The 16,724-nt window shown below is 43.9% G+C and carries 21 protein-coding genes, 1 tRNA gene and 1 pseudogene; 16 read left to right on the plus strand and 7 right to left on the minus strand.

Going from position 1 to position 16,724, the window contains the following annotated elements:
- Positions 1-99: pseudogene (locus tag ABIX36_RS16855) on the minus strand (HAD family phosphatase); the annotation flags it as partial.
- Between the two features lie 67 nt (positions 100-166).
- Here ABIX36_RS16855 and ABIX36_RS16860 point away from each other — a divergent pair.
- The 5 genes from ABIX36_RS16860 (at position 167) to ABIX36_RS16880 (ending at position 2,907) form a co-directional block, all read left to right on the plus strand.
- Positions 167-240, plus strand: a tRNA-Ile gene (locus tag ABIX36_RS16860).
- Positions 241-556: 316 nt separating this feature from the next.
- Entirely contained in the window at positions 557-1,852 is a 1,296-nt protein-coding gene (locus ABIX36_RS16865; RefSeq protein WP_348083335.1) for a site-specific integrase, read from the plus strand.
- Between the two features lie 25 nt (positions 1,853-1,877).
- Positions 1,878-2,243 carry an ORF6N domain-containing protein gene (locus tag ABIX36_RS16870; protein WP_348083336.1) on the plus strand — a complete coding sequence of 122 codons (366 nt, stop codon included), beginning with the start codon at positions 1,878-1,880 and terminating at the stop codon, positions 2,241-2,243.
- A gap of 36 nt (positions 2,244-2,279) precedes the next feature.
- On the plus strand, positions 2,280-2,618 hold the full coding sequence (locus tag ABIX36_RS16875) for a type II toxin-antitoxin system RelE/ParE family toxin (RefSeq protein ID WP_348083337.1): 339 nt from the start codon (positions 2,280-2,282) through the stop codon (positions 2,616-2,618).
- Positions 2,602-2,907 (plus strand): helix-turn-helix transcriptional regulator, encoded by a 306-nt coding sequence (locus ABIX36_RS16880; RefSeq protein ID WP_348083338.1) that lies wholly within the window; start codon positions 2,602-2,604, stop codon positions 2,905-2,907. The genes ABIX36_RS16875 and ABIX36_RS16880 overlap by 17 nt, the downstream gene beginning before the upstream one ends.
- Before the next feature lie 144 nt (positions 2,908-3,051).
- Here ABIX36_RS16880 and ABIX36_RS16885 read toward each other — a convergent pair whose 3' ends face one another.
- Complete coding sequence (locus ABIX36_RS16885) at positions 3,052-3,849, minus strand: AraC family transcriptional regulator (RefSeq protein ID WP_348083339.1); 798 nt, start codon at positions 3,847-3,849, stop codon at positions 3,052-3,054.
- A 200-nt stretch (positions 3,850-4,049) separates the two neighbouring features.
- Entirely contained in the window at positions 4,050-4,823 is a 774-nt protein-coding gene (locus ABIX36_RS16890; protein WP_348083340.1) for an SDR family NAD(P)-dependent oxidoreductase, read from the minus strand.
- A 273-nt stretch (positions 4,824-5,096) separates the two neighbouring features.
- Here ABIX36_RS16890 and ABIX36_RS16895 point away from each other — a divergent pair, with 273 nt between their 5' ends.
- The 7 genes from ABIX36_RS16895 to mobC all read left to right on the plus strand — a co-directional run bounded on the left by ABIX36_RS16895 (position 5,097) and on the right by mobC (position 10,512).
- Positions 5,097-5,417 carry a helix-turn-helix domain-containing protein gene (locus ABIX36_RS16895; protein ID WP_348083341.1) on the plus strand — a complete coding sequence of 107 codons (321 nt, stop codon included), beginning with the start codon at positions 5,097-5,099 and terminating at the stop codon, positions 5,415-5,417.
- A gap of 57 nt (positions 5,418-5,474) precedes the next feature.
- Positions 5,475-5,786 carry a hypothetical protein gene (locus tag ABIX36_RS16900; RefSeq protein ID WP_348083342.1) on the plus strand — a complete coding sequence of 104 codons (312 nt, stop codon included), beginning with the start codon at positions 5,475-5,477 and terminating at the stop codon, positions 5,784-5,786.
- Between the two features lie 35 nt (positions 5,787-5,821).
- Positions 5,822-6,430 carry a ParA family protein gene (locus ABIX36_RS16905; RefSeq protein WP_348083343.1) on the plus strand — a complete coding sequence of 203 codons (609 nt, stop codon included), beginning with the start codon at positions 5,822-5,824 and terminating at the stop codon, positions 6,428-6,430.
- A 149-nt stretch (positions 6,431-6,579) separates the two neighbouring features.
- Positions 6,580-6,855 carry a hypothetical protein gene (locus tag ABIX36_RS16910; protein ID WP_348083344.1) on the plus strand — a complete coding sequence of 92 codons (276 nt, stop codon included), beginning with the start codon at positions 6,580-6,582 and terminating at the stop codon, positions 6,853-6,855.
- A 148-nt stretch (positions 6,856-7,003) separates the two neighbouring features.
- Positions 7,004-7,414, plus strand: a complete 411-nt coding sequence (locus tag ABIX36_RS16915; RefSeq protein ID WP_348083345.1) for a plasmid mobilization relaxosome protein MobC — start codon at positions 7,004-7,006, stop codon at positions 7,412-7,414.
- Positions 7,381-8,589, plus strand: a complete 1,209-nt coding sequence (locus tag ABIX36_RS16920; RefSeq protein ID WP_348083346.1) for a relaxase/mobilization nuclease domain-containing protein — start codon at positions 7,381-7,383, stop codon at positions 8,587-8,589. The genes ABIX36_RS16915 and ABIX36_RS16920 overlap by 34 nt, the downstream gene beginning before the upstream one ends.
- 6 nt (positions 8,590-8,595) lie before the next feature.
- Positions 8,596-10,512, plus strand: coding sequence for a conjugal transfer protein MobC (gene mobC / locus ABIX36_RS16925; protein WP_348083347.1), 1,917 nt, complete (start codon positions 8,596-8,598; stop codon positions 10,510-10,512).
- Positions 10,513-10,558: 46 nt separating this feature from the next.
- On the opposite strand, the gene ABIX36_RS16930 is transcribed toward mobC, so the two are convergent.
- From ABIX36_RS16930 to ABIX36_RS16945, 4 genes are all read right to left on the minus strand, one after another.
- Positions 10,559-11,059: a peptide-methionine (S)-S-oxide reductase gene (locus tag ABIX36_RS16930; RefSeq protein WP_348083348.1), complete on the minus strand. Its 501-nt coding sequence runs from the start codon at positions 11,057-11,059 to the stop codon at positions 10,559-10,561.
- A gap of 325 nt (positions 11,060-11,384) precedes the next feature.
- On the minus strand, positions 11,385-12,473 hold the full coding sequence (locus tag ABIX36_RS16935; RefSeq protein ID WP_348083349.1) for a S1/P1 nuclease: 1,089 nt from the start codon (positions 12,471-12,473) through the stop codon (positions 11,385-11,387).
- A gap of 52 nt (positions 12,474-12,525) precedes the next feature.
- Positions 12,526-13,113, minus strand: a complete 588-nt coding sequence (locus ABIX36_RS16940) for an alpha-ketoglutarate-dependent dioxygenase AlkB (RefSeq protein ID WP_348083350.1) — start codon at positions 13,111-13,113, stop codon at positions 12,526-12,528.
- Positions 13,073-13,426, minus strand: a complete 354-nt coding sequence (locus ABIX36_RS16945; protein WP_348083351.1) for a hypothetical protein — start codon at positions 13,424-13,426, stop codon at positions 13,073-13,075. Before ABIX36_RS16945 ends, ABIX36_RS16940 begins: the two co-directional genes overlap by 41 nt.
- Positions 13,427-13,500: 74 nt before the next feature.
- On the opposite strand from ABIX36_RS16945, the gene ABIX36_RS16950 reads away from it, so the two are divergent.
- From ABIX36_RS16950 to ABIX36_RS16965, 4 genes are all read left to right on the plus strand, one after another.
- A complete protein-coding gene (locus tag ABIX36_RS16950) occupies positions 13,501-13,932 on the plus strand; it encodes a S24 family peptidase (RefSeq protein ID WP_348083352.1) in 432 nt (143 codons plus the stop codon).
- Positions 13,910-15,169, plus strand: coding sequence for a Y-family DNA polymerase (locus ABIX36_RS16955; protein ID WP_348083353.1), 1,260 nt, complete (start codon positions 13,910-13,912; stop codon positions 15,167-15,169). Before ABIX36_RS16950 ends, ABIX36_RS16955 begins: the two co-directional genes overlap by 23 nt.
- A gap of 136 nt (positions 15,170-15,305) precedes the next feature.
- The gene (locus tag ABIX36_RS16960; RefSeq protein WP_348083354.1) at positions 15,306-15,593 is read left to right on the plus strand and encodes a hypothetical protein; all 288 of its coding nucleotides are present in this window, start codon (positions 15,306-15,308) and stop codon (positions 15,591-15,593) included.
- Positions 15,594-16,100: 507 nt separating this feature from the next.
- Complete coding sequence (locus ABIX36_RS16965; RefSeq protein ID WP_348083355.1) at positions 16,101-16,703, plus strand: SOS response-associated peptidase family protein; 603 nt, start codon at positions 16,101-16,103, stop codon at positions 16,701-16,703.
- The last annotated feature ends 21 nt before the right edge of the window (positions 16,704-16,724 follow it).

Here is a 16,724-nt window from a genome sequence, read left to right on the forward strand (position 1 = left end):
AGGCACACCGAGGTCTGTGAATGCTTGCTGGGCCTTTTTGAAATCTATTTCAAAGATGACATTTCCATAATCTAAAATAAGATTTTTTATATTTTCCATTAAAACTACTTTTAAAATTCGCTGCAAATATGTAACATTGCACTCGCAAAACCTAATAGGTTTTTCGGGGCCTATAGCTCAGCTGGTTAGAGTAGAAGACTCATAATCTTTTGGTCCCTGGTTCGAGCCCAGGTGGGCGCACAAAATGTGATTTTTGAAGAATCACAAACCCTCTAAATCGCTGATTTAGAGGGTTTTTTGTTTTATTCCAATCCTTTTCAGTCCTTACGAATACACACTTTGGAACACCAATCCGGACCCCCGGAATTAGTTTTTACATTTGGGGGCCAAGAAAGAGTTAAGTGATTGTATCATAAATAGTTATGTCCTTTAAATAAGGATCGTAATGTACTTGAAAAGACTGGAAATACAAACGCTCTGCCCCCTTTCCTGGCCCCCGAAAATGACTATTTCGGGATGTAATTAATCATTTATTCATTTAAAAACTGTTAAAAAGATGAAAACATCGCAGTCATTTGGTGTGCATTTCACCATCAAAAAAGAAAAGGCAAAGGATGGCGTAACTAATGTTTACGCAGCAATTACCATCAACAAAGAGCGGATTCGATTCGCCCTAAAGCATTACGTAAAAGTCGAAAACTGGGACGCCGGGCACAGCGGCCTCAAAGCCAGGGTGCCTGAGGCCAGAGACACCAATGCTTACCTGGAGCAGGTAAAATTCACCATTACCACGTATTACCAGCAGTTGCAGATCGCGGGCAAAGAGGTCACTCCCGCGCTGCTTAAAGCTATGTTTCTCGGCGAACAAACAGATGAAACTTACCCCCTCAGCAAACTGATGGACTACCATTATGAAACCGCATCAGCAGCATTAACCTGGAGTACGATCAAACACTACGCCGTAACCCGCCGCTACCTGGAAAAATTCCTTAAAGAAAAACGGAACACGACTGACGTTCGAATCAATGATATCGACTACAGGTTCATTATTGATTTCGAGACTTTTTTGCGCAATCATCAGCCCAAGGATCATCAGCGGCCAATGAATAATAACGGCGTTATGAAACACTTGATCCGTTTGCGCAAGATGACAACACTGGCGCTTAAGCTGACCTGGATCTCAAAAGACCCGTTCAAGAACTATAAATTCCGCTATAAGAAAGTGGAAACGGCATTCCTGACCAACGCTGAACTGACAGCTATTCAGCAGCATGTATTCGAGGCCGAAAGCATCAACATGATCAAGGACTTTTTCTTCTTTGCCTGCTATACCGGACTTTCGTTTGTCGACTTGATGAATCTTAAAGACAATAACGTGGTAACCGGAGAAGACGGCGGCAAATGGCTGAAGCTTTTCCGGCAAAAAAGCAACGAACCCACTAATATTCCTTTATTGGAGCCTGCCCGTATCATCATGGCTAAATACCGGGATAATCCCCGCTCGCTTGCTTGCGGGACGGTGTTCCCCACGATCTCCAATCAAAAGGTGAACAGTTATCTGAAAGAGATCGCCAAAATGGTGGGTGTAAAAAAGAAGCTGACCTTCGGAGTCGCCAGGCACACGTTCGCCACCACAATCACCCTGTCCAATAACGTTCCGATTGAAACCGTCAGCAAAATGATGGGGCATACCAAGATCGCCACAACGCAGATCTATGCCCGCGTATTGCTCAAAAAGATCAGCGATGATATGAGTGTGCTGAAGGAAAAGCTGGAACCTCATCCGAAAAGGGCGGCGGCCCGTAAGGGAGTGCCAAAGGTTGCTCCTAAAAGAAAAAGGCAAGCTAATTAATTCATTCACCAAAACTTTTTTGATCATGGCTACACCATTGAAATTGATAGAATTATTGACTGGCAAGGTATTTAAAGTTCGTGGCAAAACTGTCGTGTTCGACTTTGACGCGGCTGCACTATATGAAGTAAATATTGCCGTTTTACACCGGGCCGTAACTACGCATTCCAAGCGTTTTCCGCCGGACTTTATGTTTTGGCTGACACAAGACGAGTGGAAGGAAATTGCCGAACAAATATCACCCGGACTTTATGCTCAGAAACAGCTACCGCCATTAGCTTTTACTAACAGCGGTCTGTTTATGCTTTCTGGGGTATTGAAAGGGCCTCGCGCTGCCCAAGTTAGTGTAGTGATTATTGAATCAATATTTTCTTATAAAAAAATCATTTAACAAGTTGCCCAATTGGGCAACTTTAATTAAATTTGTATGGAACGGATTAGAAAAGCAATTTTTTATAAACGGTATTTTTTTGATTTTGCCAAAGTTCAATCGCCGAAGGTAAAAGCTAAAATATCTTGGGTGATCGATTTGATCGAAACAGTCGAACGCGTACCCGGAAAACATCTGAAGCATCTGGAAGGAACGGATGGGTTGTATGAGATCAGAGTAGCATCAGGAACAAATATTTTCAGGATATTTTGTTTTTTTGATAAAGGCAACCTGGTTATATTAATGAATGGTTTTCAGAAAAAAACGATGAAAACACCTGCTAACGAAATAGAACGAGCCTTAAAAATTAAAAAGGAATATGAAAACATTAAATAAAGACATAATGACTTTCGACGAATTTAAGGATAATGAATTCGGTCTGCCCGGCACACCTGTTCGGGAGTCTTACGAAAGAGAATCAGAAGATTTTATCCTTGGCGTTATCTTAAAAGAAGCTCGTCTTTCTAAGGGAATGACACAAGAGCAGTTAGCTAAAAAATGTGGTACAACAAAAGGGTATATCTCGAAGGTTGAAAATAACTTAAAAGATGTGCGACTTTCTACGCTTCAAAACATTGTTGAAAATGGTCTGAACGGACATTTACAATTGTCTGTGCAGCTATAATTAAGGTTGTTTGAAAAAACAGGAATACAATACATTATTAAAGGCCGGAGCAATCCGGCTTTTTGCCTTATAGTTCTTTACGTTATTATTGTTAACCCAAACCGGATATTGTGTTATAAACGCTACTGATAAAGTAGTAGGTAATCAATTGAAGGACGACCTGAACTGTGCAGGCGATGTTTTGGTTTTCATTTTGAACAGCCGGCTGAAAGACTGCGGATGTTCGAAACCTAACTGATAGGCCACTTCGCTAATGGTAAGGTGTGTAGTGGAAAGCAATTCTTTCGATCTTTCGATCAGCTTTTGATGGATGTGCTGTTGAGCATTCAGCCCGGTGAGCGACCGCAGCATATCACTTAAATAATTAGGGGTATAATTCAATTTATCTGCCAGGTATTGAACGGTTGGTACACCATCACCCACTTGCTTATCTTTATTAAAATAAGCATTTAATAACTCTTCCAGTTGCTGAACCAGATCACTGTTAACTACCTTTCGGGTCAAGAATTGCCGATTGTAAAAACGTTTGGCATAATTCAGCAACAACTCGGTCTGCGCAATAATCATCTCGTGCGTAAAATCATCTATCCGGCTATTCAGTTCTTCACGAATGATGCTATAAATGGCCAGCATGGTCGTACGTTCCTGTTCAGAAATGTGCAATGCCTCGTTGCTGGCGTAGGAGAAAAAACCAAATTGTTTGATCTTGGCAGCTAATGGGTAGCCTTGGAGGAAATCGGGATGGATGAACAGCGACAGGCCTTCATTATCCGTATAAGAATCAATATGGCCCACCACCTGGTTAGGTGCTGTAAACATCAGGCTGCCCTCATCAAAATCATAATAACCCTGACCATACCTGAATTTTCCTGCAAGTTTGGTAACAAAGGTGATCTTATAGAAGCCAATAACGTAGCTCGCCGGGAATTGACACAAATTCATCAACTGAGATGATTCCAGCAAACTTATCAATGGGTGAACAGGCCCTGGAATACCGAGCATGCGGTGTATTTTTGTTATTGATTCTACCTTTTCGACCTTTGGCGATTCGCTTTTCATACTTTAAAGATAACATTTATAACCGGTGACCGCTCTGCCACCGGCCATAAATTACACTGCAATTATTTCAATGGTGGTATAAATTACCAGGGCATCGGGCCATCAGGACCGGTAAAGCCGCCTGTTGAGCCATCGGTTTCTAAAGCCACACGTACAGGTTCGCGCGAGCCAACTTCAAGGCTATCCGTACCCTGGAAATTGTTCAGCGCTGTGGCGGTGTAGCCAGGGCTTGTAGCATTTACCTTAATGTTTTCTTTTTCCAGTTCCAAGGCGAAAGCCAGTGTAACGGCATTAAGGGCTGTTTTCGAAGCTGCGTAGACAATGCCAAAGTGCTGCCTTGCCCAGCATTCCGGATCAGATATCCAGGTAAGCGAACCCAGGCCACTGGATACATTGACAACGCGTGCGGCCGATGATTTGCGGAGTAAAGGTAGCACTGCCTGAGTAACGGCAATAACCCCGAATACGTTTGTTTCCCAAACGGTCCGAACCTCATCTAAGGATACATTTACGGCCCTGCCGGATTCCATTACCTCCTCAACCGTGCGCCCGGGTTTACCGGCATGTGCTATCCCTGCATTATTCACCAGCAGGTCCAGTCGCCCGGTTTCTTTTTCGATGCGTTCTACCGCGGCGCTGATGGATGATTGCTGCGTAACATCCAGTTGGATGGCATGAGTATCTGCACCTATTTCGGCAACTGCTTTTTTACCGTTATTTAAATTACGTGACCCGACATATACTTTGTAACCCTTGGCTGCAAGTTCTTTAGCGATCTGAAAGCCTACGCCCTGATTAGCGCCGGTAACCAGTGCAACTGGCTGATAGTTGTTTGATGAATCGATCTGATTTTCCATAAGTATGATTAATGAATGATCAAAGGTCAGTATTCGTGATCTGGTCCTTATAACCAAATCAAGGACATTTGTAACCGAAACGGCGAAATGATGATCGATATCCCGCTGGTGTTTTCAAAATCCGTCAGTTGATTACAAATAGGATATCTTTTTTTAGTTCATATCGATCCATCCGGGCCATTTTAGATTTAAAAACGCCACCACCTCTACCAAAGTTGTCATTTTTAGATGGAAAGGTTTTCCAACTTTGAAGCCCGATAAATCAGAAATGTTATGGATAAAGCAACACAAGAACGGGCCAAGATGTCCGGCATTGTTCCTAACCGGAACCAAATTCTCACCCTCGGTGATCTCGTAGAGTTCAAGGAGGATATGCTTCAGGAATTAAAGCGGATCATGAAAGAATGCGCCAGCGGTACACCAGGCAAGAAATGGCTCAAGTCCGCTGAAGTCAAGAAACTGCTGGGCATTTCACATGGTTTCCTGCAATCCCTGCGGGACGGCGGCATCCTGCCATATACCAAAATTGGTGGCTCTATTTATTACGATTATGAGGACATCACGTTTATGATGTCAGCCAACAAGAGTGCCTGAAAACCTTGCCCACCTGCCGGCCCTGTTGCAAACAGGCCGGCCTTTTAATCCAACACTATGGTTAAACGTAAAGCCAAGCGGGTACCTGTGAATCCTACGCCCGTTATCAAACCAGAACAGATTTATCAAAAAGGTTTTGGCACTGAAATGCCACCGCAAAAACGACTGGTCGAAATTTATTTTGATCAGAAAAGTATCATCAGCCAGGCCGAACCATTTTTCAATTTCTACGAAAAAACGAATTGGTGCAGCCCTAAAGGAACCCCCTACCGCAATTGGAAGTTGCTGGCAGGCGAATGGATATACAACTTCGAGCAGGAGAAAAAGCTGCGTAAACGCCTGTGGGAAAATGCGCTGCTAACATCATAGCAAACTATCAAAATATAAACTTAGCAAAAATCATCATGGCAAAGATCATCACCATAGCCCACCAGAAGGGTGGCGTAGGCAAAAGTACCTTAGCGATTAACCTGGCGCTTTGTTTCCAGGATCAATTATCAGTAGCCTTAGTAGATACCGACCTCCAGGGTAGTTTATACCATATCAGGGAAGATTTTCCAGAACTGGCCATCATCGGTGCAGATCAACTAAAAGACATTCAAAAACTGGCTTATGATCTGATCATTATAGACACCCCGCCTTACTTATCAATCCGCTTACCTGAGTTATTCCAATATTCAGACTTTATTTTGGTACCGACAAAAGCCGGCTTTTTTGACGTCATGGCTATCCGCTCCACGTTGGCGCTCATCAAGGAAGCACAAAGTAAAGCGCCGCACCTTAAAGCAGGTATCGTACTGAACATGGTTAAGCCGAGATCTGGTATTACCCGGGATGTTGCAGTGCTACTGCAAAACATGGGTACGCCCTTACTGAAAACAAGGGTGCATGACCGGGTGAGTATCGCGCGATCATCCTTGACCGCAGGTATTTTAAACGGCACCGATAACAAAGCAAAAGAAGAGATCATGGCGTTGACAGAAGAAGTCGTTGAACACATCAGTGCCGTATAGTATGATAGCTTTCTATTTCTATAGTAAGCTAGCATTATCGCAAAATATAGTGATAGAAGTTTAGCAATATAGCATCATAGCAAGCCTTTATAGCAATGTAGCATGATAGCAACATAGCATCAATTTATAGCAAATTATTTTGATAGCAAATGGAAGATTATAAAAACAAACTCGGCAGTCTTGCCGATAAACTCAAAAGGGAGCAGCCGAATACACCCATTCAGGAAGTCCTGCCGGTTAAAGCAGCACCTATAAAAACTGAGCCTGAAGTACAGTTCAATAACCGGATACCCAAAGGCCTTTTAAAGCGGCTCAAAACTTTTGGAGTGGAATATGATGAATCCCTAAAAGATATCAATATACAGGCACTTGAACTTTATCTAAGCCACAAGGCGAAGCCGGATCAAACAACAGAAAATGCCTGATAAAACACTGAAAGGAGGATAAGACCGCCCGCTTCGCAGCAGTCAGCAAGATGTACAATTGTGTCACAATTGAATCTTGCCCCGGCTCTCCTAAGTCGGCCGCGGTCCAGGTAAAATCCTCCGAAGTCGGATTTTAAAGACCCATAACATGAGTGAACAGGATGATAACAGATCAAGGTGGTATAACATCCGGCTAAAACCTGAGGAATACCAACTGCTGAACGGAAAGTTTAAAAAGACACAGTTCAGAAAGCTGAGCGAATATATGCGGAGCCTGCTTTTAGATAAGCCCATAACCGTTACTTACCGCGACAAGGCTATGGATGATGTGCTGGAAGAAATGATCCTGCTCAGGCAGGAGTTGAATGCGATAGGTAACAATTTAAACCAGGCCATGCGCAGTATTAACAGTGCACACGGGCACGCGGACACCAGGCTTTGGCTGAGTTTACTCAGTGTGATCAACACTAAGCTGGAGCCTTCTATCCGGCAAATTAAAGACAGGATGAACCAATACGCGGATATATGGTCGCAAAAATTAAGAGCGGCAAAAGCCTGATCGGCGCGCTGAACTACAATGAGAATAAAGTGAAACAGCAAAAAGCTAGTTTGATAGCAGCGGTGAAATACCCAAAGGATAAAGATGAGTTGTCTTTTAATGATAAACTTATCAGGCTGACCGATCTGGCCGGAATGAATCAGCGATCAAAAACCAACACGGTCCATATCTCCCTGAATTTTCCCAGTGGTGAAAATTTGCCTGATGAAACACTCTGTCAGCTATCCAAAGATTATTTGCAGGGCGTCGGTTTCGCGACGCAGCCTTATTTAGTTTACCGGCATGAAGATGCTGGTCACCCGCATATTCACATTTTAACCACCAATATAAAACGGGATGGTGAGCGGATCAGCCTGCATTACCTGGGACAAAATGAATCAGAGAAGATCCGCAAGGCCATTGAGATCAAATACGGCCTGACAAAAGCTGAAGACCGACTTCAACAAAAGCCTGATCTGAAAGCGGACCTGTCAGCGGCAGAATATGGCAAAGCGGAAACCAAGCGCGTGCTTACTAACCTTGTTAATTATGTGGTCCGCAGTTATAAGTTCACCAGTGTTCCGGAACTCAACGCGATATTACAGCAATACAATATCCAGGCTGACCGTGGTTCCAAAGATTCGCAGATGTATGCGCGTGAAGGCCTGGTCTATTGGATTCTCGATAAGCAGGGAAACAAAATTGGTGTACCGATCAAGGCAAGCTCGATCTATGGAAAGCCCACGCTAAAAGTCCTGAACGAAAAATTCAAACTTAATACACAATTGCGCAAGCCGTTCAAAGAAGGCCTGATCAAGATACTGGATGAAATACTCGAAAAGCCGCAAACGAAAAGAACATTGCAAAACGCTTTAAGAGAACAAGGGATCAAATGTATCCTGCGGCAAAACGATGAAGGCCGTATCTATGGCGTGACGTTTATTGATCAAAAGAATAAAGCCGTATTTAACGGCAGCGATCTGGGCAAAGCTTACAGCGCCAATTTACTCAGTGACCGATTCCTGCCTGAGCCAGTATCTGTCAAAAAAGAAGCACTGGATCATCCCGGTGATTCTTTAAGCCAACCCGAAACGGGTGCCAATGAACTGTTGAATATACTGTTCGCCCCCGAACATGAGGACCAGGCTGCACTCAACAAATTCAAAAAGAAAAAACGTAAAGGACTTAATCTATAAAATGATATGCAAACCGGAGAAAACGAACAAGCCCTGCGCAAGATCATAGATTTTACCAGGCTATTGAGTATCGCTATATTGGTCATACATTTTTACCTGTGCTGTTATAAAGCATTTTATGATGTGAAGTTAACGCACAGGATCGTCGACCATATTTTGTTGCCCCTGGCCAAAATGGGCGTTTTCAAAACGACGCTGATCGCTAAATTGAGCGCGCTATTATTGCTTATCGTATCACTTATTGGCAGTAAAGGCAAACGGGACGAGAAGATCAGACCCAAAACTATTGTTACTTACTGCGTGACCGGCTTACTTATTTACTTTGTCAGTATCTATTTACTGTGGTTGCCCTGGCTATATATCGGTGCTACTACCTTCGGTTATCTTTTGTTTATGACCGGCGGAGGACTGTTGTTCCGGATGCTGAAACTGAAATTAGGCAACGATATTTTTAATAAAGAAAATGAGACCTTTCCCCAGGAAGAACGGTTGCTGGAAAATGAGTACTCCATTAACTTGCCAGCCAAATATCAACTTAAGGGCAAAGAAAGGGCCAGTTGGATAAACGTGATCAACCCGTTCAGGGGAACGCTGGTCGGCGGCAGCCCAGGTGCCGGCAAATCCTATTTTGTGATCCGGCATATCATTACCCAGCACATCGCCAAAGGCTTCAGCATGCTGATCTATGATTTTAAATACGATGATTTGAGCAAGATCGCTTACAACGCGCTGCGGCAACACGGTGGGCGTTCCTTTTACGTCATCAACTTTGAAAAAATCATGCACCGCAGCAATCCGCTGGAGCCCGATACAATGCTAGATATCACGGACGCAATAGAGTCGGCGCGGACGATCATGCTGGGCCTGAACCGAGAATGGATTAAAAAGCAAGGCGACTTTTTTGTCGAATCGCCCATTAATTTTGTCACCGCGTTAATTTGGTTCCTGAAGAAATACGACGGCGGTAAATATTGCACGTTGCCGCATGTGATAGAATTATCGCTGGTGGATTATAAAGATCTGTTTGCGGTATTGACAAGTGAACCGGAAATCGAAGTATTGATCAATCCTTTTATTTCCGCCTGGAAAAATGAAGCCTATGAGCAATTGGAAGGACAAATAGCCAGTGCGAAAATATCATTGGCAAGATTATCATCACCGCAATTGTATTATGTATTGAGTGGTAATGATTTTTCGCTGGACATTAATAATCCTAACGATCCGAAAGTGGTATGCCTGGCTAATAATCCGCAGAAATCGCAGGTGTATGGAGCGGTGCTATCGTTGTATGTCAACCGTATCAATAAACTGGTCAACCGTAAGCACCAACAAAAATGCAGCCTCATATTCGATGAGTTTCCGACCATTTATTTTAACGGCATTGATAATCTGATCGCTACGGCTCGTTCTAACAAAGTTGCCGTTACATTAGGTGTTCAGGATTATTCGCAATTAAAGAAAGACTACGGCCGTGAGCAAGCGGAGGTGATCATGAACATTGTCGGAAACATCATATGCGGACAGGTGACCGGCGATACCGCTAAACAGTTGTCTGAGCGCTTTGGTAAGATCAACCAGCAAAAAGAAAGTGTTTCCATCAACAGCAGCGATACTTCCATCAGCCGCTCTACGCAACTGGATTACGCGATACCCGCTTCGAAAATCGCCGCCTTGTCTTCTGGTGAATTTGTAGGTATGGTTTCCGATGACCCAACCAATAAGATCGAATTAAAAAGCTTTCATTGCGAAATCCAAAATGACCACGACCGTATCAGGGAGGAAGAAATTGACTATGAGGATATACCGTCCATTCGTGGGTTAAAGCCTAAAGAAGTGCTATTGAATTACCAGCGCATCAAACAAGAAGTTAAAGATCTTACGCAAAATATAGTTTCTTCTAATACTGGAAGTTATGAAGATTAACATAAAATAGTTTAGGTATTCTGGGCAAATACTACAGCCTCCATATTTAGAGTAATTGCTTCGCCTGTTCGGTTATTACTTTACCGAACCGGTCCAGCAATAGCCTAAGTTTTGGTTTGACCACATTCTGACAGAAAAGCTTTTCAGGATCGCTGTAGTAATAATTAAGGTATTGTTCCTGGTTCACCTTAAAGGCTTTGAACGGAATAATTTGGGTAATGATCGGTAAGTCAAAATCCACCTGTAATTTACCAATGGCCTCTTTGACCAGGGGTACCTGATTATCATCCAAAGTATAGACCGCTGAGCGGTATTTAGACCGCATACTGTGTTCAGAAGTGCAGCTATGCGTGTGGAGATGAACAGCTATCAGAGTTTCCAATGTAATGGTCGCAGGATCGTAAGTGACAATGACTGCCTCAGAAAATCCCGATTCTTCACCCTCTGAAGCGATCCAGCCTTGCTCGACATCATAAACACCCTTCAGTGACTGAAAAATCGCTTCCGTACACCAATGGCAACTACCACCAAAACCGATTCTTTCCATATCCGATTAACAAGTATTTATTTTAACTGTTTATATGCCCATTCATTATGTAGGAATGGCTAATTAAGTGACGTTCTCTACGCTTTGCTTAGACTAACTAATTTTTGAGAAATAACTTCCAATAAAGTTAGATCAGGTAAAACGATCTGGTTTGTCTCGTTTATCATTGCGCGGTAACCACCTTCTTCGTCGGGTTCAAATTATAGGTCGTGTCGCCAATCAGTACAGCGATACGGTGTGTATATCCCCACCGTTCGAACCGGGCTTTGAATTCATGTTCGGTCCCCTGATAGTTTACAGTGATAATAAACGGTTCATTCATCAGTTAAAATTTAATCTTAGCGGGGTCTGTCACAATGATCTCTGGTTTGCCTTTGTAATCGATCACTTCGCCTTCTACTGTAATGGTTTTGTTTTCCAACTGACTCCCAATTTCTTTTGCTTTCCCCTTAAGTGCTATTGTCAGCAGTTGGTTAGGATATGCTGCACCTAAGTTGACCAGGATCATGCTACCTATATCCCTGCTGCTGAATACCTTGCCTTGTATTATTACCGTTTTTCCAATAGTGTTTTTGGCATCTTCTAATTTTACTGTTGTTATTGTAGTAACTGTAGTTTGAACTGGCACAACGGTGACAACCGGTGGCATCGCTAAATTGAATAATTTATTCAGTTCACCCGCAAGACGAATACCCGCCTGATCTACCCGTTTACGGATGACAGGTATGTATTTCTGATAATACGCTTCATCGATCTGCTGACCTGATTTTGTGTTCGCATATAACTCGCTGCTGATCTGATAACTTTCCCAAAGCCACTCCATCGGACTGTCTCCCTGCCATTGTTTGATCTGCGGGCCAGTTGCTGTATCATAATTTTTGGCAATATCGGATTCGCTCAAACCCTCATGATCGATCAGTCTGCTGTCCCATAGGGTGTGCAAATTAGTTCCCTTGTTATCAAAACGTACCTGCACTGCGTTCCCGCCTTTATCTTCCCTGCGTGCAACGTGCATGGGCTGATGCGCATCGCCTATCAAGTGGATCAGGTATTTTAACGCTTCATACTTTTGTTCTGAAGAAAGGCTTTTGTCTTTTAACTGAGCCTCTGTTTTCAGGATAGCGGTGTAAACGTTGTTGTCGCTTTCACTTACTGCTTTCACAAAAGCATCGTGCGTTAATCCTAAAGGCAGATTCGTATAATGCCATGGTGCGGTTTTGGGGTTCTTGTTCTCATCTGCCCAGGTAGCTACGTCTGCCATGCTTTCTCCTTTCAGGTACGCAGAAACCACATATGCAGTATTACTGGTCAAATGTTTCTGGGCTATGGTAGCGATGGCGTGATGGCCTTTAAATCCCCAGGAGATCAGTGTTATGGAAAGGCCTAAAAGGCAAATAACGGACAGTTTCTTCATGCTGCTAAGATAATTGAGGGTTGCTTTAATAATAAGTAGTGTTGGTAAAATATCAGATCACCAAACGAAAGGTCAGGTTTATCCTGGCTTTCATCGGCTTATTGGATTTTGCGATACGGTGTTCCCAGTGCTCCTGTAAGCCACTTTTCATCAATAGAACAGAACCGTGCTCTAAGCGAACAGAATATTTTTCGGTATGGTCAGCTTTATTCCGGATATCAAAACTGCGTACCTCACCAAAACTTACCGAGGCAATGACTGGCTGACTCCCCATAATGCTTTCCTTATCGCTGTGCCAGGCGACAGAATCGTTTCCATCACGATAGTAATTCAACAGTACGGTATTGAAACGAATCCCCGCCAACTGCTCGACCTGTTCCCGGATCACCTGTAATTCCGATGTCCAGGGTAATGCGCTGGCAATACGATCCGCATCCCCATACCAGCAGATCAGTCGCGTCGTCAGATATTCCTTGTCCCATAGTTTTTGCGTAGTTTGCTTCCATGGCGTATCCGCAATAAAATGTTTTAGTAAGCGGTCGCTCTCCGCTAATGAGATCAAGCCCGGCTGATATTCCAATAAATGCTTCGGCAGGTCTTTACTCTGCCCCGTTTCCGCAAAAAACGCTAACTGTTCCATATAATCTTACTGCTTCCTGTTCAAACAAAGCTGAATCCTTCGGCACCTCTTTCACATATAATTCTGTTTCCAATAAGGTCGTAAAATAGAAATCTACCACATCTTTCAAAATGGACAGTTCAATTTTGCGGGCCTGGAACACATAAACTTTTTCAGGTATAAAACCACCTTTGATCTGATAAAGGGTCGCCAGGCAATACGCTGTATTTCGCGCAATGACGACCTCTTTCAGTTCATTTACCTGCACCCATAGATCGGAACTGGTGTCCGCTATTACTGTTCCGCTATCTGCTGTTAAAACCTGATAAGCCATCGATTCTCCTTTTATGTTTACAAATTTATGCTAAAAATATTAGTATTTTAAAATCTGTTTGATAATTTTGTTCGATGCTGAAATTGAGGAAACAGGCAACTAAAAGGGATGTGCTGGGCTTTCGCCTGCCGATGCTGACGCATGAAGAGCCGGCGCTGGATATCACGGATATTACCGTGGTTGATCCGGACAATACTTATTATATGCGGATGGGCAGCAGTGCGATGACGGGTTATCATATCCTCGAAGATCACATTCTCGTGATCGACCGCTCGCTGGCACCGGTGCCTGGCTGTATCGTTGTTTTCTTTCATGAGGGAGATTTTTATGTTCGAGCGTATTGCCCGGAGCAAGGTCAGCTTTTGCTGAAGGCGAATACCAAAGCCGAAACGATCGTTATCGCAGAAGACAAATGGGAATGCTGGGGTGTGGTTATGCTGACATTGAACCCTTTGTTGCAGCCGTCGCAAAAGAAAGGGAGGTATGGCCGTGTTTGCGCATGTTGATATCAATAATTGTTATGTCAGCTGCGAAACGCTGTTCAACCCAACACTGAAAGGCCGGGTAGTTGTGGTGCTGTCTAATAACGACGGCTGTGTTATTGCGCGGAGCAATGAAGCCAAGGCTGCTGGGATCAAAATGGCGGACGCGGAATTTATCGTACGCCAGCGGCTCAAAGAATTGGATGCGGCGATATTCAGCAGTAACTATGCACTGTATGCGGATATGAGCGCGCGGATGATGAATAATCTGGCGCGATATACCTATATGCTGATGGTTTACAGCATCGATGAGGCGTTTTTGGCTTTAGGCAATATTTCAGGCATTGATCTCGAGCAACATGTGGCCACTATTAGCAGTAACGTCATGCGCGATACGGGATTGTCGATCACCGTGGGTGTCGGTCCGACAATGGCACTGGCGAAGCTGGCCAATAAAGCATCAAAAAAAATGAAGACTAATTTTCTGGTGCTGGATACCGAAGCAAAAATTAATGCGGTCGTTAAAAATTTTCCGATCGAGGATGTCTGGGGTGTGGGCAGGCAGTATTATGAAAAGTTAAAAGAATTGGGCGTGGTTACCGCAGAAGATTTCCGGCAGCTGAAAGCCGACCTGGTACGACAGCAAATGACTGTTCAGGGCTGGCGGTTGCACCAAGAATTATGGGGCGTTCCCTGCAACATGATCAAAGATGTTGCCGACCGTTCGAAAGGCATCGAATCCAGTCAGAGTTTTAATACCTATCAAACTGAACTGGCGCAGATCGAGGAAGCGGCGGCTATGCACGCTGCAACCGTTGCAGTGAAACTGCGGCAGCAAAATAGCATGGCAATGATGCTGACGATATACCTGCGCACCAATAAGCACAACGAGAAACATGACCAGCATTACCCGAGTATCACGGTCAAAGTGCCGTTCGCTACGAACAGCACCCAGCAACTGACAAAAATTTGCGTGCAGGCTTTGCGTGCGATCTACCAACCGGGTTATAATTACCTGAAAACAGGCGTGCGCGCTACCGGGATCATTCCTGCGGGCGAGGTGCAATTCAATCTCTTCAGTAACTATGATCACAGCAAACAGGACGCACTGAGTAATTTGATGGATGACATCAACACCCGCTACGGTCGTGGCGCATTGAGAGTCGCCGCTGAGGGTTACGAGAAAACCTGGAAAATGAAGCAGGAGTTCTTAAGCAAGCAGTACACGACCAATTGGAATGATATTATTAGGGTTAAATGAGTTACGGACAGGAGAAATTTTACGCAGGGCTGAAGCAAATCCTGATGCAATGGGTCCGGAACAATCCCAAATTACTCCATAAGATCAATAAGCGGGACGTGGAACATCTATTTGAGTTTGATCCGCAGCGCGCGGTTTGTCTATAGACCTGCGCCGTTTTGAATTGGATTTTTACCGGGCTACGTTCTATCCGCCCCAAGGGAAAAAACAACATATCGATGAATTCGTACGCAAGGTCTGCGGCATCATCCATCAGGCCATGAAAGGTTCCGGTCGGTCTGAACTGAACATCACCATCACTGTCCGGCATATGATCTCGGAAGTGAGCCACTGGAAGACCTTTTATATAAGCGAAAATTATACAAATGAGTTAAAGCCTTTAGCCGAAAAAGAGACCGACTGGCACTACCGTTTCGAGGGATAACTAGTTTAATGACAAAAGAACAGGCGGATAAATTACCCGCCTGTATTATATCGATGGCATTGCACTGTACATTGCCTTTATTGTTGGAGGAGAGGCAGGGAATCGAACCCCGCCAAGGCCCGCATTTGGGAAGTAGGTGTCGCTTGGTCTGCACTTCACAAGGCTATCATGGGGTGGTGTTTCATACCAATATCTCCGCTAAGGCCCCACACCAGATTTTTTTGCCAATAGTTTTGTAGTCTACTTTCATAATTCTTTGCTTTAAATGTTTAAATATTAATTCCAATGTTTCATGGAGAATAACACCAAACACCACCCCAAAGACCTCATGAAATAACAGAGCTAATCCAACTTTTGCTCCCAATGTCTTTAACATTACAAAGGTAATAAAAAGCCCACCTCAATAGCAAACGGCAATTGTATCTATTATCGTTGCATTTTCATATTTCTATAATAGTCATCTTAATTACTAAAATATTTAGTAATTTTGTTAATTATTTTTTGATTATGTGCGGAAGAGTTTTAGTAGGTGAACAAAAAGATGTGGTAATCACGGGCCGGGACGGCCGTCAGTTTAAACCCAAACCGAATGCGACCGGGAATCCAGGGAGTATGTTGACGGTGGTGACGGATGCCTTGCCGGATAAGGTGCAGCAATATCGCTGGGGTTTATTGACCGCGGATGATGAGAAGATTCACGCGAAACACAAGCATGCGCGTATCGAGAACTTGCATACGACCTGGCGCAATCAATTGGGCCGTAAACATTGTGTAATCCGCATCCAGGCTTTTTTTGAGTATAACAAGGATCAAAAGAAATCGTACCGCATCGAGCGCGTGGATGGCAAGCCTTTTTATATCGCGGGTCTGTGGGATATTTGGATGGATGTAGATACGAATGTGTTGCTGCCTACTTGTTTGATGATCACTATGCCGCCGAACCGAGCGATGGCGGAGATACATGACCGGATGCCTGCGATCTTAGAGCGCGGGGATGTGAAAACCTGGCTGAACCAACACCTTACCGGCACGCAGCGCCTTGCATTCCTGCAAAGCCGTCCTTGCCTGCCGGAAACGCTTAAAATTACGGTGGAATCGGCAAATTCATAACTTTCAGTTCTTATCTTAGCC

The sequence above is a fragment of the Mucilaginibacter sp. genome (assembly GCF_039925265.1).
Lineage (GTDB): Bacteria > Bacteroidota > Bacteroidia > Sphingobacteriales > Sphingobacteriaceae > Mucilaginibacter.

Coding starts and splice junctions, on each gene's coding strand:
- ABIX36_RS16915 (WP_348083345.1), top strand. CDS start 7,004: ATGAGTGAACAGGATGATAACAGATCAAGGTGGTATAACATCCGGCTA.
- ABIX36_RS16905 (WP_348083343.1), top strand. CDS start 5,822: ATGGCAAAGATCATCACCATAGCCCACCAGAAGGGTGGCGTAGGCAAA.
- mobC (WP_348083347.1), top strand. CDS start 8,596: ATGCAAACCGGAGAAAACGAACAAGCCCTGCGCAAGATCATAGATTTT.
- ABIX36_RS16890 (WP_348083340.1), bottom strand. CDS start 4,823: ATGGAAAATCAGATCGATTCATCAAACAACTATCAGCCAGTTGCACTG.
- ABIX36_RS16930 (WP_348083348.1), bottom strand. CDS start 11,059: ATGGAAAGAATCGGTTTTGGTGGTAGTTGCCATTGGTGTACGGAAGCG.
- ABIX36_RS16865 (WP_348083335.1), top strand. CDS start 557: ATGAAAACATCGCAGTCATTTGGTGTGCATTTCACCATCAAAAAAGAA.
- ABIX36_RS16945 (WP_348083351.1), bottom strand. CDS start 13,426: ATGGCTTATCAGGTTTTAACAGCAGATAGCGGAACAGTAATAGCGGAC.
- ABIX36_RS16965 (WP_348083355.1), top strand. CDS start 16,101: ATGTGCGGAAGAGTTTTAGTAGGTGAACAAAAAGATGTGGTAATCACG.
- ABIX36_RS16920 (WP_348083346.1), top strand. CDS start 7,381: ATGGTCGCAAAAATTAAGAGCGGCAAAAGCCTGATCGGCGCGCTGAAC.
- ABIX36_RS16885 (WP_348083339.1), bottom strand. CDS start 3,849: ATGAATTTGTGTCAATTCCCGGCGAGCTACGTTATTGGCTTCTATAAG.
- ABIX36_RS16935 (WP_348083349.1), bottom strand. CDS start 12,473: ATGAAGAAACTGTCCGTTATTTGCCTTTTAGGCCTTTCCATAACACTG.
- ABIX36_RS16880 (WP_348083338.1), top strand. CDS start 2,602: ATGAAAACATTAAATAAAGACATAATGACTTTCGACGAATTTAAGGAT.
- ABIX36_RS16940 (WP_348083350.1), bottom strand. CDS start 13,113: ATGGAACAGTTAGCGTTTTTTGCGGAAACGGGGCAGAGTAAAGACCTG.
- ABIX36_RS16875 (WP_348083337.1), top strand. CDS start 2,280: ATGGAACGGATTAGAAAAGCAATTTTTTATAAACGGTATTTTTTTGAT.
- ABIX36_RS16900 (WP_348083342.1), top strand. CDS start 5,475: ATGGTTAAACGTAAAGCCAAGCGGGTACCTGTGAATCCTACGCCCGTT.
- ABIX36_RS16950 (WP_348083352.1), top strand. CDS start 13,501: ATGCTGAAATTGAGGAAACAGGCAACTAAAAGGGATGTGCTGGGCTTT.
- ABIX36_RS16895 (WP_348083341.1), top strand. CDS start 5,097: ATGGATAAAGCAACACAAGAACGGGCCAAGATGTCCGGCATTGTTCCT.
- ABIX36_RS16955 (WP_348083353.1), top strand. CDS start 13,910: ATGGCCGTGTTTGCGCATGTTGATATCAATAATTGTTATGTCAGCTGC.
- ABIX36_RS16870 (WP_348083336.1), top strand. CDS start 1,878: ATGGCTACACCATTGAAATTGATAGAATTATTGACTGGCAAGGTATTT.
- ABIX36_RS16910 (WP_348083344.1), top strand. CDS start 6,580: ATGGAAGATTATAAAAACAAACTCGGCAGTCTTGCCGATAAACTCAAA.